The sequence below is a fragment of the Hydrocarboniphaga sp. FW305-C-57 genome, from assembly GCF_058783045.1.
In genome coordinates, this window is sequence record NZ_JBYSYG010000008.1 from 192763 (window position 1) to 216545 (window position 23783).

Consider the following 23783-nt stretch of genomic DNA (forward strand, 5'->3'; position numbering starts at 1 on the left):
TCGTGGACGATCTTCTTTCAGCTGATCGCTGGCGCTCCCTGCGTGAACTCGACGAGTCGCTGCAACGGCCCAAGGGCTCGGCGTTTCGCGCGTTTCGCCTCATCGAGGAGCGTTGGCGGGAAGCGCGCGATTTCGTCGTGCTGCATCACGAGCGCGACCGCGAGCTCATCGATGCCTTGAGGCAGCGGCAGCGCATCTACGCCTCGACCGTCAACCTCGTGATGCTCTCGCCCGAACTCGCCGACGCGGTGCGCGCTCAAATGCGCCGCATGACCACCGACCCGGCCGAATAACCGGCGCCGAAGGCGCTCAGCACACCGATGTCGCCCGGCGCGAAATCCTGCTGATACTTGTGGAAGGCGATCACCGAGCCGGCCGAGCTCGTGTTCGCGTACTCGTCGAGAATTACCGGCGCCTCGGTGCGGTCGGCGTCGCGGCCGAGCAGCTTGCGCACGATGAACTCGTTCATCGACAGGTTGGCCTGGTGCAGCCAGTAGCGCTTGACCGCTTCGGGCTCGATCTGCAAATCGGCCAGGTGCGAGCCGATCAGCTCGGCCACCATCGGCACCACTTCCTTGAACACCTTGCGCCCTTCCTGGCGGAACAGCACGTCGTCCCAGCTGCGCTGCGTTTCTTCGGCGGAGTTCAAGAAACCGAAGTTGTTGCGGATGTTGTTCGAGAACTGCGTCTGCAGGCGCGTGCCGAGAATCTCGAAGCGCTGTTTCGATACCGACGACTCGACCGGCTCGATCACAATCGCGGTGGCGGCGTCGCCGAAGATGAAATGGCAGTCGCGATTGCGCCAGTTCAGATGGCCCGAGCAGATTTCCGCGCTGACCACGAGCGCGCACCTGGCGCTGCCGTTGCGCACCGCGTCGACGGCGGTCTGCACGCCGAACGCGGCCGAGGCGCAGGCCACGTTCATATCGAAGCCGAAGCCGCGCGCACCGAGCGCGGTCTGCAGCTCGACCGCCATCGCCGGATAGCCGCGCTGCATGTTCGAGCAGGCCATCAGCACGCAGTCGACGTCCTCGGGCTTGCGGCCCGCGGCGGCCAGCGCCTGGCGCGCGGCCGCGAGGCCCATCTCGACCATCAGCGAAGGCTCGTCGTTGCTGCGCAGCGGCAGGCTCGGACGCATGCGCTCGATGTCGAGCACGCCCGATTTGTTGAGCACGTAGCGCGATTTGATGCCCGAAGCCTTTTCGATGAATTCGCTGCTCGAAGCCGCGAGCGGCTGCATGGTTCCAGCCGCGATCGCCTCGGCCTCGCGCGTGTTGTGCGCCTCGACGTAGGCGTTGTACGAAGCGACGAGTTCGTCGTTGGAGATGGATTCGGACGGCGTGAACAGCCCGGTGCCGCTGATGCAGACGGATTTCATGGGAAAGACCTGTGAAGGATTGATGTCGTCCGGATCAGACGGCTGCGTAGGCGCCGGCACGCCAGCCCGCGCGGTTCATGGCTTCTTCGATCACCAGTTTCGGCGTCTGTTCGCGGCGGATCGACAGGTGCGAGCCCTGATACCAGGTGACCGGAACGCCCCAGTGCCGCGACAGCATGACCGGATGGCGCGGTGCGACGATGCGATCACCAGTGGCCGCGAAGATGTGCAGGTTGCGCGCATCGAGCTTGGGCTTCTGCACGAGCGGCGAGACGATGTGCAGGATGTCCTGGTAGCGCTGCTGATCGAGCCCGCGCCAGCACAGATAGCGCTGGTGCATCGGCGGCACGTAGCGCCACAGGCCGGTCGCCAGATCGACCAGCGGAACGCCGGCGATGACGAAATCGAGCTTGTCGTCATAGCCCGCGAGCAGGCTCGCGTTGTAGCCGCCGAGGCTGATGCCGTAGACGCCGATGCTGATGCCTTCTTCCATGCTGCGCAGCCAGGCCAGCCAGCGGCGCAGGTCCCACAGCGCCTGCGACTCGGCGTAGAGTAGATCGAGCAGGTCGCCATCGAGATAGTGATCGCCCGTGCGCAGGCCGATCTTGCGCGTGCCGTGCAGCGGCAGCGTCGGCATGATCACGTTGAGGCCGAGGTGGTGATGCAGATAACCCGGCGAGAACAGCGAGAAATCCATCATCGGCACGCCCATGCGGTAGCCGTGGATGCACATGATCCACGGCCGCGGGGCGCCCGGATGGCGTAGCACGTTGGCGACGCAGCGGCTGTTGCTCTCGTGGCCGAGCCAGGTCTGCGCGCCGGGCAGATCGGGCGGCAGCGAAAAGCCGCTGTCGAAGCTCACGCGCTCGTACTCGAAGCCGTAGATGCGCGCGTTGTGGCTTTGCACGCGCTCGGGCGGCGGCGGCTCCTTGTGGAAGGTTTCGGGCCGTGCCTGCCAGCCGCCGTCGTCGAGCATCTTCTCGAGCTTGACGGCCTCGTCGCTCATGCGCGCCGCCTCGTCGCCGCTCGGCACCGATGCCGAGGCCAGGAAGTAGCCGAGCACGGCCTCGTCCATGCCGGCCTTGAAGCTCATCTTCCAGTCCAGGTGCAGGTCGGCTGCGCCTTCGTAGACCGGCTCGTTGCGCAAGCCGACACGACCGGCGACGAGGAAAGACCCCGCGAACAGCAGCGCCGCGACCAGCGCGGGCGCGAAGCCTTCGGCGACGACCAGCGGAACGCTCAGCAGCGCACCGAGCGCCGAGCCCAGGCCCATGTACGCGGTCACGCGCGGATCGCCCGGCATCATCAGCATCGCCACCGCCGAGGCCAGTACGAGCACGCCGGGCACGCCGGCGAACAGCCACCAGAGCAGGTGATCGTGGCTCGCGATCGCGTAAAGGCCCGTGATCAGCGGCACGATGGCGGACCACTCCCACTGCCTCGGTGTCGCCAGTTGCATGGACATGGTGAATCTCCTCGAAGAACGAAATCGGAAGCTAGGCCTGGGTCAGAATCCGGTACAGGCTCAGCGCGGCCGGTACCGCGGCGACCAGCAGGCAGGCCTGCAATCCCCAGGCCCAGTTCCAGCGGCGCCAGAAACCCACGAAGCCGGCCAGGAACATCAGGCCCACGATCGTGAAGATCAGCGTGCTGGCGAGCAGCATCGGCATCTGGCCGCGCAGCGAAGGCGACAGATCGAGCACGAACGAATACAGGATGCAGACCACGCCCTGCACGATGCCCAGGGTCAGGCATAGCGCACCGAGCGCGGCGTCGAAGATCATCAGGAACTTCTTCATCGTTTGGACGGATTCTTTTTTCGTTCGCGGCGCTGGGCCGGCCGCAGCAGCTTGAGCAAGGGCAGGAGCTCGCGCGCGACCTTGGGCTGCTGCGCTCCGGCCTTGATGAGCAGGCGCGTGAAGCCCCGCAGGATCTGGTCGCGCGACTCGAACAAGCTGCCGACGAAGGGAATGTGGCGATCGTCCATCACCGTGACCCGCTCGCCGGGCTGATCGCCGAAGCGGAAGGCGACGGTCAGCCGGATGTCGACGGGCTCGCGCGAGCGGCGTCCGGAGCGGCGACCTGAGGGATCGCGTGCCTTGGCTATCATGTGGCTCCTTCTCCGCGGTTCTCGGTCACACGATGACTCCCGACAAGCTCGTCTGTTTCGCACACGGCAAGGAAAGCGGCCCGTGGGGCATCAAGATCACGCATCTTGCTGCGATCGCACGCGAACAGGGCTTCGACGTGATGAGCCCGGATTATAGTCAGTCCGCCGATCCCGACGTGCGCGTGGCCCAGTTGATCGATCTCGAGCCGAAGGCCCGCTGTCTCGTCCTCGTAGGGTCTAGCATGGGCGGCTACGTGTCGGCGATGGCCTGCGAGACACTGCGTCCCACCGCACTGATGCTGCTGGCCCCGGCGCTGTACTTTCCGGGCTGGGATCGGGAGCCCACGGGTATTCCGCGACTCTGCACGGTGGTGCATGGCTGGGGAGACGAGATCGTTCCGTACGAACGCGGCCTGCGCTTCGCCCGGCGCAACAAGGCGGCGCTGCACCTGCTCGATTCCGATCATGGGCTCAACGACAAATTGCCCGAGCTGGGTCGCCTGTTCGCCGCGATGCTCGAGCAGGCTGCGGTACAGTAGCGAACTCAGGATTCAAAAACTTCGGACTATTCGTGAACACATCGGTGCGTGAACGCTGGGAAGCGGTTTACCGCAAGACCGAATACAAGGTCATGCTGGAACAGCGGACCGTTTCATTGCGCATCGGCGAATACGACGCCGAGGCCGAACGCTTGATACAGGCCGAAACGGGGCTCAGGAACGAGTGGTTCATCATCACCCCGTGCAACCCGCGCTCCGAGCTCGCGCGCTCGGAACTCAACCTGTTCTACTTCAACCAGCTGCGCTACGAGCTCGAATCGCGCTCGGGCCAGTGGATACAGGCGCTCAACGTCGATCCTTCGCAGGAATGGCCCGACGAGCCGGGCTTTCTGATCACCGACGCCGATCGCGTCTGGATCATGGAACTCGGCACGCGCTTCTACCAGAACGCGATCGTCACCGCGAAGCTCGGCGAGGCCCCTCGCCTGCTCTGGCTGCCGGCCTGATCAGCCGGCCAAGGCGGTCACCGGCTGGTAGGCGCTGACGAACTCGGGCGGCATGCGCTTGGGCCGGCCGCTCTTCATGTCGACGCACACCCATTGCGTGCGCCCGCGCAGTACGGTCTTGCGGTCGCTCTCGCGAATCACCTGGTAGGCGCGCCACATGGTGAACTTGGCGTCGGTCTCGGCGATCCAGGTCGCGAGCCACAGCGTATCGCCCGCGAAGGTCGCAGCCAGGTAATCGAGCTCATGGCGGCGTGCGACGCAGCCGGTGCCGAGTCGCTCGTAGTCGGCGAAACCCAGGCCGAGCTGCTGCGAATGTCCCCAGGCCACCTGCTCGAGCCAGGACAGGTAGACCACGTTGTTGGTGTGCTGGAAATGATCGAGATGCTGCGGCTCCACGAGGACTTTCTGCGTGAACGGAGCGGCGACATCCCAGGGCAAGGCTTGCGGCGTATTCATCTAAAGTGGATCGCATTCAGGCAATGGGCATGCGCTATTGTGGCATCGACCCTGCTCTGAATTTCGCGGCAGGTGTCGGCGGAGTCAGTGCCTGCGGCCGCGCTGATCCACTAAGGTGACGCGGCATGGCCGCTGGCGCTCCGCCATGGTTCGACAGGGATATTCAGAGACAAGCCGATGATCAAGCGGGTCGTGTTCAATCAGAAAGGCGGTGTGGGCAAGACCACCATCGTTTGCAATCTGGCCGCCATCGCGGCCTCGCGCGGGCTGCGCACGCTCGTGGTCGACCTCGACACGCAGGGCAATTCGACGCAATACCTGCTCGGTCGCGGCGTGAAGGCCGAGCGCTCGGTGGCCGATTTCTTCGAATCGACGCTGTCGTTCTCGCTGCAGTCGCCGCCGTTCGTGAGCTATGCGACGGCAACCAACTTCGACAACCTCGAAGTCGTCGCCGCCGATCCGCGCCTCGAGGAGCTCATCGTCAAGCTCGAGGCCAAGCAGAAGATCTACAAGCTGCGCGACGCGCTCAGGAAGATCAAGGGCTACGACGCGGTGTTCATCGACACCCCGCCCGCGCTGAACTTCTATTCGCGCTCGGCGCTGATCGCCGCCGACCGCGTGCTGATCCCGTTCGACTGCGACGAGTTCTCGCGCCAGGCGCTCTATACGCTGATCGACAACATCCACGAGATTCGCGCCGATCACAACGAGGATCTGGCGATCGAGGGCATCGTGGTGAACCAGTTCCAGCCGCGCGCGAGCCTGCCGACGCGCGTCGTCGAGGAGCTCAAGGCCGAAGGCCGGCCACTGCTTGCGCAGACGCTGTCGAGCTCGGTGAAGGTCAAGGAAAGCCACGAGAAGCACAAGCCGCTGGTCTTCCTCGACGGCTCGCATCGCGTGACCAAGGAATATCTCGCGCTGTTCGATGCCTTGGAAGCGTGATCAACGCCCCTGAAAAGAGGCGCTCTGCGAATAAGCGTTGTGAGCGATGGCAGGTCGTGCGAGGACGGAGCACAGAAACCGGAGCGTGCATCAGCACGTGAGGATTTCGAGCACCGCCCTCGTGCGAGCTGCCGAGCGCAGCAGCTTATTCAGCGCGTGGTGCGCGTGTCCCAGAGTTCCGGCGGCTTGGGCGGCAGGTTCTTGAACGTGCCCATGTCGATGCCAGCCTGGCCGAGCACGCTGCCGTCCTGCATCGCGTAGTTCTGGTTCCAGCTGCGCAGGCGCGCGAGGTTGGCCGCGATCTCGGTGTTCTGCGGGGACAGGCGCTCGGCGCGTTGCAGCAGCGACAAGGCCTCGTGGAACTGGCCGGCTTCGGTCTTGGTGACCGCGAGGTTGTTCAGCGCGATCGGATCGAACGGGTTGACGTCTACGGCCTGGCCGAAGCTCGCCTCGGCGGCGGCGACGTCGCCCTGGGCGAAGTTCGTGCGGCCCTTGCTGTCGAAGCCGTCCGGCGCGTAGGCCGGGCCGCCGATGGCGTAGGCGCCGCCAGGACCGGTCTGGAACGGCGGCGGCGTCGCCGAGGTCGGCTGCGGACTCAGCGTGTCGGTGGCACAGGCCGCCACGGTGCCGAGCGCGGCGAGGACGATGAGCAGGCGCGTCATAGCGTCGGGTCTCCGAAATCGTAATAAGGCAGCAGCGAATTGGGCGGCCGGGAGGCCGAGCGCTGGCCGGAGAAGTAGAAGCGGATGTAGCCGAGGGCCTGGGCTTCTTCGTAGTCGCGTGCGTTGTCGAGCCCGAAGCGGGCGCCGGCGGCGAGGTTCGGCGCGATCAGGTATTCGAAGGCGCCGCCGAAATTGAAGCCGATGCCGGTCGAGTTCTGACCCGAATAGCCGGCGACCAGCGTGGTGGTGCCGTCCTCGCTCTCGTCGATCGCATCGATGATGCGCTGCTCCAAGGCCGCCTGCAGCGCCGAATCGTTCGGGAACGCGGCGGCGCCATCTTCCTTGAACGACTGGATGCCGAGCGCCGCGTTGAGCTTGTACGAGAAGCGGCCGCGGCCGCCCGACCACTCCACCGGAATCGCCACCGCGAAATAGCTCTGCGGGCTGAAGTAGCCGCCATGGCCCCAGGTGAAGCGGCGCAGGTTCTTGTCGTAGAAGAAGGTGGTGACGTTGAGGCCCCAGGTCACGCGCATGTCGCGCCTGTCGAGCGCGCGCACATAGAAGCCACCGCCGATCTCGTAGACGCTGTTGCGCGCCACGTTCTCGCCGTCGAGCACGTGGTAGCTGCCGTTGGCGTAGACGCCGTACTGGCCGAGGTCGTAGGCCATGTCGAGACGGCCGCCGGTCTTGGTCACCCCGCCCCAGGTGTCGCCCGTGAGCGGATCGACCGCGCCCGCGTAGGACAGCAGGCTGTCGGTCACCGAGCGGCGCGACAGGTCGAGCTTGAAGCTCACGGCGCCGAGGCTCGGCCTCCAGTTCAGGCCGCCGACCAGGGTTTCGACCGGAAAGCCCAGCGGGCTGCTGCCGATGTCGGCGGTGAAATCGGCGATCGAATACACCGCGCCGACGGCGACGCCCGATTCGTCCTGGGCGCGGCTGTAGCCGTCCGGAATTTCGGTCGCAAGCGCGGCCTGGCCGAACAGCGGCACCTGCTGGCCCGACAGGCTGCCGGCGTCGAGGAACACCGGCACCGCGCGGATGCGGAAGCGCCCGGCGTTGACGCCGGCGACCGAGAATTCGACCGGCGTTTCGATGTCGGTCAGCCGGTCGAGGCCGGACTGGCCGTCGCGGCTGCGCACACCGAGGCCGAACGAGGCCCAGGCCGTGCGCTTGGCGTTGATGTCGGCGATCTCGCGCAGCACTTCGTTGGGCGGATTGGCGGCCATGCGCCGGCGCTCGAGCACGAAATCGGGCGTCGACAGCACCGGGTCGGAGCGCAGGTCGACCGGGCCCGGCGGCGGCTGGCTGACGCCGTAGAGCGGCTGGGCCGACGGGTAGATCGGTGACGGCGCCGGCGCGATCTGCAGCGGCTGCTGCGCCGGGGCCGGCTGCACGTAGTTCGGCTGCGTGTAGACCGGCGCCGTGGTGATGACTTCGCGCGGCTGGCCCGGCAGCACACGCAGGCCCTGCTGGCGATATTCCTGCTCGGTCGCACCGACGCCGGGCGGCGCCGAATAGACCGCGGTCGGGGCCGGGGTCACATAGGTCTGCGCGGGCGCCGGCTGCACCGGATAGGACTGCGGCGGCTGCGCCTGCTGCGCACGCGCGGCGGCGCCCGGGTAGCGCGGGCCGCTGGCCGGGGTCTGCGAATAACGCGGATAGTCCGGAACAGACTGCACGGGAGCCTGCTGCGGAGCGACGTATTGGGGGGCCTGGACGCCGTTGATCTCGTCCATGTTGCGCAGCATCTCGTCGCGAAACGATTCGCGAGGGCGCGCTCTGCTCGGCACGGTGAGCTGGGTGCTCGGAGCGAGCTGCCGCGGCACGTAGCTCGGCACGCTGCTCGGAACCTGCTGCGGGTACTGCTGGACCTGCTGGACCGGCGCGCTGCCCTGAACCGGGCCGTACGGAACGCTGACGGCGCCGCTGCCCGGCGACTGCATCGTGTAGCTGTAGCGATCGGGCGCGGTCTGCACCCAGCCCGGGCTGCCGGCCGGCGGCGTGCTCGGCACCTGCACCACGTCGCCGTAGCGCGAGCGCTGCACGACCTGGCGCGAGTCGGATTCGGTCGACACCTTGATCAGGCGTCCCTGGCTCCACCAACGCGGCATCGCCACCAGCGCGTAGTCACCCTGCTGGCGGCGAGGCTTGCCCGATTTTTTCGGCGCCGGCTTCGGCACCGCGGCCGCGGCCGGAGGCGGGCGCGCGTGCGCGGGCACCAGCGCCACCGCGACGAGCTGGCCGGCGCCGGCCGTGGCACGCCGGGTTTTCGCGGCAGCCGGCCGTTCGCGCACGGCGACGGCCTTGTAACCGGGCGCCGGAGCCAGCGCGGCGACTTCGAGCTTCGGCGCGGCCGGCGCGACGACCGGATCGGCCTTCGAATAGCCGCCGCCGTAGCTCGGGGCGTTGACCGGGCTCGTCGTCGGATCGAGCAGGTAGAGCTGCGGCGTGTAGCGGCCATCGCCGCCGAATTCGCTGTCTCCGCCGCGCTCCTGGTCGAGCTTGAGCGCCTGCTGGTAGAGCTGCAGGGCGCGGCCGTCCTCGCCGCGCGCCCGCGCCGCACGGGCGGCCAGCGCGTAGAGACGCGGGTTCTGCGGATCGAGCGTGATCGCCTGGTCGAGCATGGCCTGGGCCTCGTCGATCTGGTTCAGCGACAGCGCCGCGCCGACCGCGCCCTTGTAGGCATCGAGGTTGTTCGGATCGATCGCAAGCGCCCGGCGATACAGCTCGGCCGCGCGCTCGTGCTCCTTGGCGTCGGTGTACAGGCGCGCCAGCGCCATGATCAGGCGCGGATCGTTCGGGTTCACCTTGAGCAGCGGGTCGAGGTACTCGTAGGCGCGGGCCAGGTTGCCCTCCTCGCGCACGAGGTCGGCCTGGCGCAGGCGATAGGCCACGCGCAGGTTGGCGAGATCCATCGACTGCTGCTCGGTCAGGTCGCGGTACTTGACGAGCTCTTCCATGACCACTTCGAACTCGGCGTCCTGGCGCAGCTTGAACAGCAGGCCGGCGTACTGCAGCCGCAGGCCGACATCGGGCGCCGACTGCCGCGACAGCGCCTGGCGGATGTAGTTGAGCGCGCGGCCGTCCTGGCCGACATCGGCCAGCGCGGTCGCCATCGAGCCGAGCAGCTCCGGCGAATCCTGCGCATAGGGCTCGACGTCGGCGAGGATCGCGGCGGCGTCCTGCGGACGGCCGTAGCGGGCCAGCACGCTGGCACGCGAGGTCTGGTAGCGCACCCACATGCGGCGCTGCAGATCGGCCATCGCCTGCGTGCGCTTGTCGTACGGAATCTGCTCGAGCGTCTGCAGGCCTTCGAGCCAGTTGTCCTGTTCGGCGAGCAGCAGGGCCTTGATCTGCAGGGCCTCGGGCATCGCCTTGCCACCGGTCAGCAGGCCGTCGATCAGCGTATTGGCCTCGCGCGTGCGCTTCTGGCGCTGGTAGATGCGCGAGAGGTCCAGGCGCGTCCACGGGCTTTCGGGGTCTTCGAGCAGCGCCTGCTTGAGCAGCTGCTCGGCCTGGGCGTCGTCGTGCGCGTCGGTGGCGAGCTTGGCCTGGTCGCGCAGGTACTGGCCCTTGAGCGAACCGAGGTTGCCGAGTTCGTCCTTCTGATCCTGCGGCAGCCGCTCGGCCAGGTTCAGCGCCTCGCCGATGCGGCCGCGCTTGACGAGCACGCCGACCAGACCGCGCGTGGCGCTGACGTCGTTCGGGCTCTGCGCGAGAATTTCGCGATAAAGCCGCTCGGCCTGCTCGACGTCGCCGGCCTCGGCGAGGATGTCGGCGAGCGTGGCCTTGACCGAGGGCTCCTTGGCCGCGATCTGCGGATCGCTGGCGATCGCGGCGCGCAGCATCGCCGCGGCCTGATCGGTGTCGCCGGCCTCGCGCGCCGCGGCGGCGCCGCGCACCTGCTCCCAGAAGCGGGCGCTCGACAGCGCTTCGGTCCAGCGGCTCGCGCGCTTGGGCGCCATCTGCGTGGCCTGCTGCAGATACGCGCGCGCTTCGCCATAGCGCTCCTGGCGCAGGCGCACGATGCCGAGCCCGCCGAGGGCATCGTCGCTGTCGGGGTATTGGGCGACGAGGCTTTCGAACAGCGAATTGGCCTCGGTCAGTTCGCCCTCGTTGAGCTTGTCGTAAGCCTGCTTGATCGCCTGGCCGCGCAGTTCTTCGGCAGTCGGCTCGCGCGGTTCGACGCGGCCCGGATAGCCGCCCTGGCCGGGGCCGACGAAGCCCGAGGTCGCGGGCGCGGCGGCCGCCCGGTTGCTGCGCAGGGTTTCGAGCTTGGCCGAAACCTGGGCGTCCTGATGATCGGCCAGATAGGCCTGGTAGAGCTTTTCTTCGCCGGGCTTGGCGCCGAGCCAGATCAGCGCCTGGCGCCAGGCCTGCTGGGCCGGAACCGCCACGCCCGATTCGCCGCGCGAGAGCTCGGCGAGCTTGGCGATGCCTTCGCGGCGCGTCTCCTCGCGATAGGTCAGATGCTGGGCCAGCGCGAGCTGGTAGATCGGCTCACCCGGGTTGGCGGCCGCGAGCCGGGCGATGCCCTGCCGCGCCGGCTCCCAGCCGTCCTTGGCGCCCGCGAGCGTCTGGTAGTACTCCAGGCCCAGGCGGCCGTCCGGAACCTGACCGCCGAAGGCCTGCTTGTAGCCGGCCACGGCCTCGTCGAACTTGCCCTGGCGGGCCAGCGTGCGTGGAGCCTCGAGTTTGCTCTGGTCGTAGGAGCCGCTGCGAATGGCGTCTTCGATCTTGCGGATGTCCGGCGAATTCGGCTGCGTTTCGCGCAGACGGTCGAGATAGACCTGCGCCGCCGCCGCACGATTGCTCTTGGCCTCGGCGAGCGCCAGGCCCGACAGCGCCGTCGGGCTGTTCGGACTCACGCGCAACAGTTTGAGCCAGGAGTCCTTGGCCAGGTCATAGCGCCCCTTGTCCTCCCAGTACTTGGCCTGGACGGCCAGCTGGTCGGTCGAGGCCTGCGCCAGCGCCAAGGTCGGCACGGCCCACAGGGCCGTGGCGAATAACGCGGCGCGGGCCGCTGCGGACGTGCTCACAATCCCACCCATAGGCTTTCCCATCTAACCGTCACACGCCCATCGGCTTCGAACCGAAAGCGTCGCGTGTGTGCTCCCTCACCAAACAGGGCCAGCACCTGATCGTAGTAATGCGCCGGCTGTCCCAGCAGCCCCGCGACGCGCTGTTCACTGATTCTTTTTTCCTGCTTTTTCAGCGCCCTATCCTCTCCCAGTTGATCGAGGTAGGGCAATACGGCGGCGCTGAAACCGATCGGCTGGCCGCCGCGGACCTCGGCGGTCTGCACGTCGACGAACTCGGGTGCGTAGCCGAGCCCGTCGACGAGCCGGGCGTAATCGCCGACGCGCCTGGCGGCGCCGGGGTCGGATGCCGCCGACAGCGCGGCCCACAGATACACGCGGATCGCGTCGTAGCTGCCGACGTTGGGGTTGCTGCTATCCGGATAGACCTGGTTCTGCCCGTCGACGATGAACCAGTCGGGCGCCAGCCCCTTGCTCATCGCCACGGCCAGCACGCGTTCGATGTTGCCGCCCACCTCGCGCCACGGCCCCTGCGGATCGGCGCGGGCGAGCGCCTCGAACTGGAAGCGCACGTAGTAGCTCGGGTTGAGCTTGAAGCGCCCGCCTTCGAGTTCGAAGCCACGCGGAGCCGGCAGCAGCAGCGCGCCCCAGTCACCGACCGGCTTGATCTCCTGGCTCTTGACCAGGCCCAGGATGAGCCGGCCCGTCTCGGTATAGCGCGCCTTGTTCCAGAGCCGGCCGGCTTCGAGCAGCGTGTAGGCGAGCCAGATGTCCGCATCGCTGGCCGAGTTGTCGTCGATGATGCCCCAGCTGCCGTCCGGCTTCTGGCCCCAGAGCCAGGCCGGCAGCCGCTTGGCGAAATCGCCATCGGCAAGGTTGTCCTGCGTCCACAGCAGAATCTTTTCGAAGCGCGCCTGGTCGTTGGCCACGAGTGAAAAGAACAGCGAGTAGGCCTGCCCCTCCGAGGTGCTGCGCGAGCCGGCGGTGATGTCGACCACCCGGCCGTCCGGCTGGATGAAGTGAGCGGCGTAGTGTTCCCACTCATTCCAGGGCCCGTAGGTGCGCCAGGCCCAGCCGGCGGCAGCCGCCGCCAGCACGAGCAGAACGCCCAGGGTGACCAGGAAGGCTTTCACTGGAGGCAGGCCCGGCCCTTAGTGACCGGGATTCTTGCGCACCACCGCCATGCGACGCAGCGTGCGATAGAGCACCAGCGCCACGATCAGGGCTGCGAACAGCGCCATGAAGGCGAGCACCACCGGCTGCTGCGCGAACCACCAGCGCAGGGCCATGAACACCGGCAGCTTGCCGACCGTGTACTGGCTGCCCATCTGGTAGTGGTTGATCTCGTCGCCGTTGAGCAGCACGAGGTCGTCGCGCAAGAACTGCGTCTTGCCCGGATCGGTCAGCACGCCCGCGAGTTCGGCCAGACGATCGCCGTCGCCCGCGGTGATCACCACCACCGTGCGGCCCGAGGACATCGGCGACTCGAAGCTCATCATCACCGCGAGCGAGCGGCCGGCCTGCAGGATCACGCGGCCCGCGTGTTCGGTGGCCGCGTCGATGTCGCGGTCTTCCCAGCGTGCGCGGATGCGCTCGACCGGACCGACCACGCGCAGGCGCGTCACCCCGCCCGAGACCGTGATCGGCATGTAGTCGGCCCACTGCTCGAGCAGTGGCTGGTTGGTGCCGCTGCCGATCACCAGGATGTCGAAGTCGCTGAACTGCGAGACGTCCGAAGCGCGGCCGAACTTGAAGCGGTACGCCGGCATGCCGGTGGCGTTGCCGATGCGGCCCATCACCGTCAGCAGTGCTTCGACGTCCTTCGCGCCGACGCTGTCCGGCACGATGATCGCGGTCTGCGCAAGATCCGCATACTTCGAGAACGGGAAGCCGCCGTTGGCGAACAGCGCGAGGTTCGGCAGATGCGTGTAGTGCGGGTAAGCCGACAGGTCTAGGGTCGAATCCTGGTCGATCGAGCCGCGCAGGTTGTCGAGCACCACGTCGCGGCAAGGGCCTTCCTTCTTGCGCTCGAAGTAGTACTGCAGCATCAGCGTGTTCTCGGCGCCGAACTTGTACTCGGGCACGTACACGGTGGAGCTGTTGACCGAATCGGTCTGCGCGGCGAACGGCAGGTTGATGCGATCGGCGGCCGCCTGGTCTTCACCGGTGGCCTGCAGCGGCACGGCCGAGACGAACTCGCCGTTGCTGTTCACGTTGAGCGTCGACTTGGTGCCGATGGTCGGCGTGTAGCGGTACTTGAGGTGCAGCTTCATGCCGTCGCCGCGCCAGGTGAACAGATCCGGCGGCAGACGGAACGGGATGCGGATGGCTTCCGGGTACTGGCCGCTGGCCTCCAGCGCATAGGGCTCGACGATCTCGCCGATCTGCACCGGGCGGTCGGTCGGCAGCCAGCGCGGGGCGTCATAGGCCTTGCGCTCTTGCGGCTCGGTGAACTCGCGCACCGAAACCGATTCGCCGACCAGCGCCTGCGAACCGAGCGTCAGCGCGCGCGCCGCGGCGTTGAGCGAGCCGCCGTCGCTGCCGGTGACCGCGAGCAGCTTGCCGCCGCGGGTGCGCGGATTGTCGACCACGCTGATCTTGCCGCCGCTGCCGCCACCCGGAATCGCGATGCCGTCGGGCAGCACGCCGTTGCTCGAGATGATGACCGCATGTCCCTGCGGCGGCAGCTGGTTGATGTAGACCGGGAAGCTCGCCGCGCGATAGGTCGCGATCGAACCGAACCACGAGGCGACGACCGAAGCCGCTTCGAGCTCCTGCGGGCCCGGCGGCGCAGTGAACACGAACGGCAGCGTCAGGGGGCGCGAATCGCGCGGATCGAAGAACGGCTGCGGCAGCATCTTGAGATCGTTCGGCAGCGCCAGCGGCTGCACTTCGAGCTCGAGCGAGGAGGTGTTGCTGACGATGGTCCAGAGGCTCGAATCGACCGGGTTCTGGCAGTCCATCGTGTACGACATGATCGCCTGCAGGCCGATCTGGTTGTACTGCACGAACAGGCGCGGATCGACGTCGATCTCGCGCTCGGCACCGCCGGCGGTTTCTTCCGAAATGCGGATCGTGCCGACGAGCTCGTTGTTCACGAGCACGTTGAGATGCGAGATGTTGAACAGCAGCGCCGGCGAATGCGCGAAGCGGATGCGCAGCTTGGCCTTGGTGATCAGCTCGTCGTCGCGCACCGACAGCGGGATCGCGTATTCGCCCTGCACGCCGCGCAGGCGGATCGGGCGCTGCATGCCCATGTCGCGGAAAGTCAGGCGACGCGAGTTCGGGGCCGAGCTCACGGCTTCGGTCGTCGAGCCGGCGACCGGCATCGCGCCGGCCGGCAGGTTGACCGACGAGAAGCTCGTGGTGGTGCTGTCCTGCGCCGATGCTTTCGGGCTGATCGCCGCCAGGCCCACCATCACCGCGAGCGCGATGCCCGCCGCGGTCGTTTTGCCGGTCTTGATCCCGCGCATGACTTTTTCCATGGACTTTTTCATTTCTTTGATTGCGGACTCGAATATCACTTGCGTCATTCTCAAGGTGCCGGCGAGGCCGAGCCTGAGCACCTGCAGGAACGATTTCCTCATGTCGTCGTTCGGGCGGTTCTCGGCCCAGCGCACCCAGGCATCCGCGCGACCGAAGATGGCGTAGATGAGCTGGCTCTCCTGGCGCAGGTCCATCGGCTCGAATTGCATCGCCAGGATATCGCCTGTGGAGCGCGTCACCTTGCCGTCAATCCACACTACGCGGTACTCCGGAGCGAGCGCGATCTGCACCAGCGAGCCGACCGGAAGATCGAGCTTCTGCGAGAGCTTCACCGCGACGCCGCCTTCGGAAAGATCGCTCGTCACGGCCTGGATCTCGGTGCCGTCCGCGGACCGCACCACGGCCGCGAGTTCGGCCTCCACGCGAATCGCCGAACGGATCTGGCGCGATTCCCAGGCCACCGATAGCGCGGCGCCCGCGATCAGGATGTTGTACGCGGTCCAGAACAGGTTGAGCACCACGGTGTCGAGCTCGTGGGTGTTCCAGAACAGCATGCGGCCGATGCCCACGATGACGCCGACCACGTTGGCCATCAGGATCATCACGTAGGGCTTGGCGATGTCGCGATCGAAGTATTCGTTCTGCACCAGACCGCCCTTGGCGGTCACGTTGAACGTACCGAGCTTGGGGTTGATCAGCGCGAGCAGCGTCGGCATCAGGATGTAGGTCGCCAGCACCGTCTCGTAGACCTCGGCCCAGAACGAGTGCCGGAACGGCCCCTGCAGGCGCGAGTTGGTGAGGTTCGCGTGCAGGATGTGCGGGGCCGCGTACGCGAGGATCAGCAGGGCGCCCGCCTGGATGATGTGCGCTTCGAAGAACAGGTACGACAGCGGCGCGGTCAGGAACACGATGCGCGGCAGGCCGTAGAAGAAATGCAGCATCGCGTTGGTGTAGCAGAGCCGCTGGCCCCAGTTGAGCCCCTTGGCGAGCAGCGGATTGTCGACCCGGAAGATCTGCGCCATGCCGCGCGCCCAGCGGATACGCTGGCCGACGTGCGCCGACAGCGATTCGGTGGCCAGGCCGGCCGCCTGCGCGAGGTTGATGTAGGCCGTGTTCCAGCCCAGGCGATGCATCTTGAGCGCGGTGTGCGCATCCTCGGTCACGGTTTCGACCGCGATGCCGCCCACTTCCTGCAGCGCGGTCCGGCGCAGCACCGCGCACGATCCGCAGAAAAAGGTCGCGTTCCAGAAATCGTTGCCGTCCTGCAGCAGGCCGTAGAACAGCTCGCCTTCGTTCGGCACCTTGCGGAAGGTGCCGAGGTTGCGTTCGAACGGATCGGGCGAGAAGAAGTGGTGAGGCGTCTGCAGCATGCCCAGGCGCTTGTCGCGCAGGAACCAGCCGAGCGTGATCTGCAGGAACGAGCGCGTCGGCACGTGATCGCAATCGAAGATCGCGATGTAGTCGCCGGTGGTCTTTTCCATCGCCCGGTTGAGGTTGCCGGCCTTGGCGTGCTTGGAGTCGTTGCGCGTGATGTGGGTCGCGCCGACCGCCGCGCAGAAATCGCGGAATTCCTGCCGGCGACCGTCGTCGAGCACGTAGACGCGGAAGCGATCCTTGGGCCAATCCATCGCCAGCGCCGCGAGCACCGTCGGGCGCACGACCTTGAGCGGCTCGTTGTAGGTCGGAATGTAGATGTCGACCGTCGGCCAGTCGGTCAGCGCCATCGGAATCGGCGCGGGCTTGCGCTGCAGCGGCCACAGCACCTGGAAATAACCGAGGATCAGCACCGTGTACGCATACAGCTCGGCCAGGATCAGGCCGACGGCGAAGGCATTGTCGACCAGCGAGTGGGTCTTGAAGCCGACCGATTCGGTGATGCGCCAGTACATGTAGCGCGTACTGACGAGCACCGAGATCGCCATCAGCACGAGCGAGATCAGTCGCCCTTCGATGCGATTGAGCCAGGTCGCGGCGAGGAACATCGAGATCGCGAACAGCGCCTGCCAGTACAGCGGCAGCGGCACCACGATCACCGTGTAGATCGGAATCAGGCAGACCAGCAGGGCCACCGTGAGCGCCCACGGATGATCCCAGAGCGGACGCTCGACGAAGCGCTCGATCAGACGGTCGATGTCGCGGGTGGCGAAGCCGAATGCCATGTTCAGACCTGTTCGGAGAGCCAGCCGGCGACCGCGGAGAAATCGCGCGTCGCCACCGAATCGGGGGCATAGCGCGAGACCGGCAGCTGCGAAGCCAGCGCCTCTTCGATCGCCGCGTCGAAATGCAGCTTGTGGGGAGCCATGCGCGCACCGAGCTCGCGGTTCATCGCACTGAGCACGTCGCGGCACAGCGCGCGTGCGTTGTTCATGCGGTTGATCAAGTAATAGCCCCCAAGAAACTCCGGCCGAGGACGGCTGTAGTCATCCAGCCAGCGTTCCATGCTCGCGATGGTGACGAAGGACGCGGCGTCCGGCAACAACACCAGCAGGGCGAAGCGCGCCGCCGTCAGGGCCTGCTGCAGGTAGACCGAGCCGCCAGGCGGCGTATCGAGGATCACCAGCGAATTTTCGGGCATCGGCAGCTCGGCCAGCGAGCGCGACAGCCAGGTCGGATCGCCATCGAGCATGCGCTCGAAATCGCGACGGTCGGACTCCGCGAGCGTTCCGTAAGGCAATACCTTGAGCCCCTGCGGGCTGTCGAAACAGGCGTCGGCCAGCGGCTGGCCCTGCAAGGCCTGGACCGCGATGCCGCGCGATTCGTCGAGTGACATCTGCAGGTGCAATCTCAAGGCGTTCTGCGGATCGAGATCGACCACCGTCACCGGCCGGCCGCTGTCCACCAGCGCCGCCGCCAGGTTGGCCACCACGGTCGTCTTGCCCACCCCGCCTTTCGGAGAGACGACCGCGACCACCGTCGTAGCTGCTGTCGCGACCGTCATCGCTGGCGCCTGGCAAGCATCAGCGGGATTTCGGAGGACCGGAAATACGGCTGAAGACGTCTTCCAGGTTTTCTTCCTTGAGCTTCTTGGGCTTGGACGGCGCTTCGCTGGCGCCGTAGTTGAACTTCAGGCGCGAGAAGCGCTGCTGCGGGACTCGCTCGGGATCGGCCAGGCGCTGGAAAGCACTCTGCAGCTCGGAGCCCGGAATGACCGAAGCGGCGGATTCGGGCGCGGCCCCGGCATCCTGCTGCGCGGCCGCGCGCGTCGGCGGAACGATCGTCTGGGCCCTGGACTCGGCGTTGGGCTTCTGAAAAAGCCCGGTCCTGGGCGCCTGGGCAGCCGCCGCAGGCTGTGCGGATGCGGTGGAGCGAGCTTGAATGGCCGCAGCGGGAGCCTGGGCAGGAGCCGGAGCTGCCGCGCGCCCGGATTCAGCGGCCCTGGGCGTCGGCACGCGGCTGCGCTGCAGCTCTTCGACGACCCGGCGCGTGGTGCGCTCGATCGCGTCGCTTTCGGCGCGTTCCAATGCCTTGGCCTGCTCGACGGCCTGGAGCAGCGTCGCCACTTCGTTGCCGCTGCCGCGCAGCTTCGGCGCCGCCGGAGCAGCGGCGGCGGCCTGCGGGATGCTCGCGGGTTTTTCGACCTCGGACGCCGCTGCCTGCGCTGGGGCGGGAGTCGGGTTCGGCGCGAGCGTCCGAGCCGCGGCTTCGGACGCCGGAGCCGCCGCCGCACCGGCGCGCTGGGCGACGCGCGTCGGCGTCTCGACCGCCGCCTTGAGCAGCGGCCAGCGCTGGGCCGCCTCGCTGCCGGAGGCCGGTGGGCGCGAGATCAGGGGGTTCAGCCTCACGGTCGGCGGGAAGGCGGTCGCCTGCGGGACGGCGGCCTCCGGCGCACGGCGCGTGCCGGCGGCCGGAAGCGTCGGAGCGTCTTCGGCACCGCGCGAGAGCGCACGCGTCTTCTCGCGCATCTCCTGGTAATCGCCCGGGTTCAGGCCCAGGTGGGAGAACAGCTGTTTGATGTCGTCGCTACGGTCGGCCATGGCCTCGAGCTCCAACCGATCAAGCAAAGTAGCTGGGATGCGCCAGCCGGAAACGCAAGGTGTCCACCGCACCTTCGGCGCCGCCGATCTGATGCAGTTCGAGCTGGCTGGCCGCCCCGACCTGGCGCATCCAGGTCGCGTACAGGCCTTCGAGCAGGCCCGAAGCCCAGCTCAGCGCATTGTCGCCGAAAGCCTGCCGCAGCGGGGCGCAGGAATGCGCGAATTCGAGCGAGGACTGCAGGTCGCGGACCTTGACCCAACCCCAGTCGAGATCGTTGAAGTAGGCGTTGGCGTTGGATTCGAGATCGGCCAGGCTGGCCCCGCCCGGCAGCGGATTCTGCGTCGCCATGCGGCCTCCGATCACGAAGAAGAAAGCCCGCAGTTCCTCGACGGGCATCTGCTGCATGAGCTCTTCGGACAGGGCGCGCAGAAAGCCCGCCCACTGGGAATCGCAAGCCCTGGACTGAAAGTACTGCAGGCTTCCCTGATCGACGTCGCTCATGCGAACTCCCCAATACGCGCGGCCAAAAACAGGCGTGCGGCGCGTAGTCTTGATTTATCTCTTTAAAGTAAAGAGGAAACGTGTTGATTTCAATGCCGATAGCGTCCCGCTACGGCGCGCGTCGATGGCGCCGGGCAGCCGGCGACATCGGGTGGCAAGTATTGTTTCCAGAAATGAACGAAGTATCAGTAGACAAAAGCTACCGAGCGCTTAATAAAACGTCGGCGCGCAAGCGCTTGATAAGCTTGCGCAACCCACGCCAGCAAGTTCAAAAACGATCAGGCCCCTCGGTTCGCGCCGCAGCCTAGCGGGCGTCGGCACCGAAGAATTTCTTGGCGCGATCGAGCCAGGAGGCCGATTCGGGGCTGTGCCCGGCTCCCGCTTCGCCCTGCAAGGTCTGACCGAGCTCGCGCAACAGCTCCCGCTGGCGCTTGGTCAGCTTGACCGGAGTTTCGACGACGACGGTGCACAGCAGATCGCCGACCGGACCGCCGCGCACCGACTTCACGCCCTTGCCGCGCAGGCGGAACACCTTGCCGGTCTGGGTCTCTTCGGGAAGCTTGAGCTGGGCCTTGCCGGCCAGCGTCGGAACGTCGAGGTCGCCACCGAGCGCTGCGGTGACGAAGTCGATCGGCACCGTGCAATACAGGTCGCTGCCGTCGCGCTCGAAGAATTCGTGGGGCTTGACGTTGACCTGCACGTAGAGATCGCCAGGCTGGGCCCCCTTCTCTCCGGGCTCGCCCTCGCCGGTCAGGCGGATGCGGTCGCCGGTGTCGACGCCGGCCGGAATCTTGACCTCGAGCGTCTTTTCCTTTCGCAGCTTGCCGGCCCCGCGGCAGCTCTTGCACGGGTCGGTGACCTGGGTGCCGCGCCCGCGGCAATGCGGGCAGGTCTGCTGCAGCACGAAGAAACCCTGCTGCACGCGCACCTGGCCGGCGCCTCCGCAGGTCGTGCACTTGGGCGGCGCCTTGCCGTCGGCGGTGCCGTGGCCGTTGCAGGTCTCGCAGTCGTTGAGCGTCGGAATGCGAATGGTCTCGGCCGAGCCGAACACGGCCTGCTCGAGCGTGAGATCCATCATGTAGCGCAGATCGGCCCCGCGACGCGGGCCGCTGCGGCGCCCACCGCCTCCACCGAAGATGTCGGAGAAGACGTCGCCGAAGATGTCCGAGAAGCCGCCGCCCATGTCGCCGAAGCCGCCACCGCCGCCACGCGAGAGGCCCTCGTGGCCATGCTCGTCGTAGACCGCGCGCTTGTGCGGATCGGTGAGCACCTCGTAGGCCTCGTTGCACTCCTTGAACTTCTCCTCGGCTTCGACGCTGCCCGGATTGCGGTCCGGGTGATGCTTCATGGCCAGACGGCGATACGCCTTCTTGAGTTCATCGTCGGTGGCCTGGCGGCTGACGCCGAGAACTTCGTAATAGTCGCGCTTGCTCATCGTGAGGCGTGAGAGGTGAGAAGTGAGGCGTTGTGGGGGAGCACTGGGGGCATCAGCGACATGGAAGCAAGATCGATACTAACGACAAAGGGGTGAGGCATGGAGGCGTCCTGCGCCTCACGCCTCACCCCTGCAGCCTCGCGAGCTTACTTCTTGTCGTCCTTGACCTCGGTGAACTCGGCGTCGACGACATCGCTGTCCTTGCCGGAAGCACCCGGCGCGCCGCCCGGAGCCGCACCGGCCGCATCGCCGCCGGCCTTGGCGTAGGCACGCTCCGCGAGCTTGCCGGAAGCTTCGCCGAGCGCAGCCGTCTTGGCCTCGATGGCTTCCTTGTCGCTGCCCTTGATGGCATCGCGCAGTTCGCTGATCGCGGTTTCGATGGCCTTCTTCTCGTCTTCCTGCACCTGGTCGGCCAGATCCTTGAGCGACTTCTCGACGCCGTGGATCAGCTGGTCGGCCTGGTTGCGGGCGCCGATGAGCTCGTTGAACTTCTTGTCCTCTTCGGCGTGGGCCTCGGCGTCCTTGATCATCTGCTGGATCTCGGCGTCCGACAGGCCCGAGTTGGCCTTGATGACGATGGACTGCGACTTGCCGGTCGCCTTGTCCTTGGCCGACACGTTGAGGATGCCGTTGGCGTCGATGTCGAAGGTCACCTCGATCTGCGGCATGCCGCGCGGCGCCGGCGGGATGTCCGACAGGTCGAAGCGGCCGAGCAGCTTGTTGGCCGAAGCCACTTCGCGCTCGCCCTGGTAGACCTGGATCGTCACCGCCTGCTGGTTGTCGTCGGCCGTCGTGAAGGTCTCGGACTTGCGCGTCGGGATCGTGGTGTTCTTCTCGATCAGCTTGGTCATCTTGCCGCCGAGGGTTTCGATGCCCAGCGACAGCGGGGTGACGTCGAGCAGCAGCACGTCCTTGACGTCGCCGGCCAGCACGGCGCCCTGGATCGCGGCGCCCACGGCGACCGCTTCGTCCGGGTTGACGTCACGGCGCGGCTCGCGGCCGAAGAACTCCTTGACCTGGTCCTGCACCTTCGGCATGCGGGTCTGGCCGCCGACCAGGATCACTTCCTGGATCTCGGAAGCCTTCAGGCCGGCGTCCTTGAGCGCGATGCGGCAGGGCTCGATGGTCTTGGTGATGAGTTCGTCGACCAGCGACTCGAGCTTGGCGCGCGTGAGCTTGAGGTTGAGGTGCTTCGGGCCCGAGGCGTCGGCCGTCACGTACGGCAGGTTGATTTCGGTCTGCGTCGTCGACGACAGCTCGATCTTGGCCTTTTCGGCCGCTTCCTTGAGGCGCTGCAGCGCGAGCGGATCCTTGCGCAGATCGATGCCCTGCTCTTTCTTGAACTCGTCGGCGATGTATTCGATCACGCGCATGTCGAAGTCTTCGCCACCGAGGAAGGTGTCGCCGTTGGTGGCCAGCACTTCGAACTGGTGCTCGCCGTCGACTTCGGCGATCTCGATGATCGAGACGTCGAAGGTGCCGCCGCCGAGGTCGTAGACGGCGATCTTGCGATCACCCTTGACCTTGTCGAGGCCGAACGCGAGCGCGGCCGCGGTCGGCTCGTTGATGATGCGCTTGACGTCGAGGCCCGCGATCTTGCCGGCGTCCTTGGTGGCCTGGCGCTGGCTGTCGTTGAAGTAGGCCGGCACCGTGATGACGGCTTCGGTGACGGTTTCGCCGAGATAGTCTTCGGCCGTCTTCTTCATCTTGAGCAGGGTCTGCGCGGAGATTTCCGGCGCCGACAGCTTCTTGCCCTTGATCTCGACCCAGGCGTCGCCGTTGCCGGCCTTGGTGATCTTGTAGGGCACCATGTTGATGTCCTTCTGCACCACCGCGTCGTCGAAGCGGCGACCGATCAGGCGCTTGACCGCGAACACGGTGTTGTGCGGATTGGTCACGGCCTGGCGCTTGGCCGAGCGGCCGACGATGATCTGGCCGTCGTCGGCATAGGCAACGATGGACGGCGTGGTGCGCTCGCCTTCGCTGTTCTCGATGACCTTGACGTTGTTGCCTTCCATGATGGCAACACACGAGTTGGTGGTGCCGAGGTCGATGCCGATGATCTTTGCCATTGTGGTGTAGCTCCGGAAAGTTGCTGTTGCCGCTTATTTATTGATCACTGCGGGCATTTCAAGAGGTTTTGGCTCTGCCCGGAATGACGTGTGTCAATTGCTGTCTGGAAGATGTGCCGGATGGGCCGGCATCAGGGCGCACGCGCCACGATGACCATGGCCGGGCGCAGCAGGCGCTCGTGCAGCTTGTAGCCCTTCTGCATCACCGTCAGCACATGGTTGGGCGCCACGTCGGCCGACGGAACCATGCTCACGGCCTCGTGGAAATCCGGGTTGAACGGCAGCCCCTTGGGATCGATCGCGGTCACGCCGTGCTTTTCGAGCACCGACACGAGCTGGCGCCGCGTGAGCTCGAGGCCTTCGGCGATGGTCCTGGCCGAGGCCTCGGGCTTGTCGGCCGCAACCAGGCCCAGATCGACCGAGTCGGCGATGCCGAGCAGTTCGCTGAGCAGCTTTTCGGCGCCGAACTTGCGGCCCGCCTCGATCTCGCGTTCGGCGCGCTTGCGCACGTTGTCGAGCTCGGCGAGCGAGCGCAGATGCGCTTCCCTGGCGGCCTGCAGCTGGTTCTTGAGTTCTTCGACCTGCTGCAGCGCAGCGGCCAGTTCGTTGCCTTCGGCGGTGGTTTCGGTCGGGTTGGGCTCGGCTTGATCCGTCATGATGAGGTTGGCTTACGGCTGTCGTGGCGGTGATGCAGCTGTTTCTGGGACCGCGATCGGCGGAT

At 66.7% G+C, this 23783-nt stretch carries 19 protein-coding genes; 4 read left to right on the plus strand and 15 right to left on the minus strand.

Annotation, left to right across the window (positions count from 1 at the left end; genetic code table 11):
- Positions 1 to 2: 2 nt before the first annotated feature.
- Positions 3 to 293 carry a hypothetical protein gene (locus AC3WUM_RS17185; protein ID WP_492411662.1) on the plus strand — a complete coding sequence of 97 codons (291 nt, stop codon included), beginning with the start codon at positions 3 to 5 and terminating at the stop codon, positions 291 to 293.
- On the opposite strand, the gene AC3WUM_RS17190 is transcribed toward AC3WUM_RS17185, so the two are convergent.
- The 4 genes from AC3WUM_RS17190 to AC3WUM_RS17205 are packed head-to-tail and all read right to left on the minus strand — an operon-like array spanning position 257 to position 3488.
- Entirely contained in the window at positions 257 to 1378 is a 1122-nt protein-coding gene (locus AC3WUM_RS17190) for a beta-ketoacyl-ACP synthase III (RefSeq protein WP_492411663.1), read from the minus strand. The two genes, AC3WUM_RS17185 and AC3WUM_RS17190, sit on opposite strands and share 37 nt — an antisense overlap.
- A gap of 34 nt (positions 1379 to 1412) precedes the next feature.
- Positions 1413 to 2843, minus strand: coding sequence for an alpha/beta hydrolase family protein (locus AC3WUM_RS17195; protein WP_492411665.1), 1431 nt, complete (start codon positions 2841 to 2843; stop codon positions 1413 to 1415).
- A gap of 31 nt (positions 2844 to 2874) precedes the next feature.
- Positions 2875 to 3177 (minus strand): hypothetical protein, encoded by a 303-nt coding sequence (locus AC3WUM_RS17200; protein ID WP_492411667.1) that lies wholly within the window; start codon positions 3175 to 3177, stop codon positions 2875 to 2877.
- Entirely contained in the window at positions 3174 to 3488 is a 315-nt protein-coding gene (locus AC3WUM_RS17205) for a hypothetical protein (RefSeq protein WP_492411668.1), read from the minus strand. Before AC3WUM_RS17205 ends, AC3WUM_RS17200 begins: the two co-directional genes overlap by 4 nt.
- 32 nt (positions 3489 to 3520) lie before the next feature.
- Here AC3WUM_RS17205 and AC3WUM_RS17210 point away from each other — a divergent pair, with 32 nt between their 5' ends.
- Together AC3WUM_RS17210 and AC3WUM_RS17215 are read left to right on the plus strand one after the other, a co-directional pair.
- Positions 3521 to 4027, plus strand: a complete 507-nt coding sequence (locus AC3WUM_RS17210) for a YqiA/YcfP family alpha/beta fold hydrolase (RefSeq protein WP_492411669.1) — start codon at positions 3521 to 3523, stop codon at positions 4025 to 4027.
- Between the two features lie 32 nt (positions 4028 to 4059).
- Positions 4060 to 4494, plus strand: a complete 435-nt coding sequence (locus tag AC3WUM_RS17215; RefSeq protein WP_492411671.1) for a DUF3293 domain-containing protein — start codon at positions 4060 to 4062, stop codon at positions 4492 to 4494.
- Here the strand turns inward: AC3WUM_RS17215 and AC3WUM_RS17220 are convergent, their stop codons facing one another.
- Positions 4495 to 4950 carry an acyl-CoA thioesterase gene (locus AC3WUM_RS17220; RefSeq protein ID WP_492411672.1) on the minus strand — a complete coding sequence of 152 codons (456 nt, stop codon included), beginning with the start codon at positions 4948 to 4950 and terminating at the stop codon, positions 4495 to 4497.
- A 180-nt stretch (positions 4951 to 5130) separates the two neighbouring features.
- Between AC3WUM_RS17220 and AC3WUM_RS17225 the strand changes: the two genes are divergently transcribed.
- Positions 5131 to 5892, plus strand: coding sequence for a ParA family protein (locus AC3WUM_RS17225; RefSeq protein ID WP_492411723.1), 762 nt, complete (start codon positions 5131 to 5133; stop codon positions 5890 to 5892).
- Positions 5893 to 6041: 149 nt separating this feature from the next.
- Here AC3WUM_RS17225 and AC3WUM_RS17230 read toward each other — a convergent pair whose 3' ends face one another.
- The 10 genes from AC3WUM_RS17230 to grpE form a co-directional block, all read right to left on the minus strand.
- Positions 6042 to 6554, minus strand: coding sequence for a tetratricopeptide repeat protein (locus AC3WUM_RS17230; RefSeq protein ID WP_492411674.1), 513 nt, complete (start codon positions 6552 to 6554; stop codon positions 6042 to 6044).
- Entirely contained in the window at positions 6551 to 11593 is a 5043-nt protein-coding gene (locus AC3WUM_RS17235) for a cellulose synthase subunit BcsC-related outer membrane protein (RefSeq protein ID WP_492411675.1), read from the minus strand. Before AC3WUM_RS17235 ends, AC3WUM_RS17230 begins: the two co-directional genes overlap by 4 nt.
- A complete protein-coding gene (gene bcsZ / locus AC3WUM_RS17240) occupies positions 11590 to 12726 on the minus strand; it encodes a cellulose synthase complex periplasmic endoglucanase BcsZ (protein ID WP_492411677.1) in 1137 nt (378 codons plus the stop codon). Before bcsZ ends, AC3WUM_RS17235 begins: the two co-directional genes overlap by 4 nt.
- Positions 12727 to 12744: 18 nt before the next feature.
- Entirely contained in the window at positions 12745 to 17238 is a 4494-nt protein-coding gene (bcsA, locus tag AC3WUM_RS17245) for a UDP-forming cellulose synthase catalytic subunit (protein WP_492411679.1), read from the minus strand.
- A 2-nt stretch (positions 17239 to 17240) separates the two neighbouring features.
- Positions 17241 to 18017 (minus strand): cellulose biosynthesis protein BcsQ, encoded by a 777-nt coding sequence (gene bcsQ / locus AC3WUM_RS17250; RefSeq protein ID WP_492411681.1) that lies wholly within the window; start codon positions 18015 to 18017, stop codon positions 17241 to 17243.
- Positions 18018 to 18036: 19 nt separating this feature from the next.
- Positions 18037 to 19053, minus strand: coding sequence for a hypothetical protein (locus AC3WUM_RS17255; protein WP_492411682.1), 1017 nt, complete (start codon positions 19051 to 19053; stop codon positions 18037 to 18039).
- A gap of 19 nt (positions 19054 to 19072) precedes the next feature.
- Positions 19073 to 19555: a cellulose biosynthesis protein BcsD gene (gene bcsD / locus AC3WUM_RS17260; protein ID WP_492411683.1), complete on the minus strand. Its 483-nt coding sequence runs from the start codon at positions 19553 to 19555 to the stop codon at positions 19073 to 19075.
- 304 nt (positions 19556 to 19859) lie between these two features.
- A complete protein-coding gene (gene dnaJ, locus AC3WUM_RS17265; protein WP_492411685.1) occupies positions 19860 to 20990 on the minus strand; it encodes a molecular chaperone DnaJ in 1131 nt (376 codons plus the stop codon).
- Between the two features lie 146 nt (positions 20991 to 21136).
- Complete coding sequence (dnaK, locus tag AC3WUM_RS17270; RefSeq protein WP_492411687.1) at positions 21137 to 23062, minus strand: molecular chaperone DnaK; 1926 nt, start codon at positions 23060 to 23062, stop codon at positions 21137 to 21139.
- A gap of 131 nt (positions 23063 to 23193) precedes the next feature.
- A complete protein-coding gene (gene grpE / locus AC3WUM_RS17275) occupies positions 23194 to 23718 on the minus strand; it encodes a nucleotide exchange factor GrpE (RefSeq protein ID WP_492411689.1) in 525 nt (174 codons plus the stop codon).
- Between the last annotated feature and the right edge of the window lie 65 nt (positions 23719 to 23783).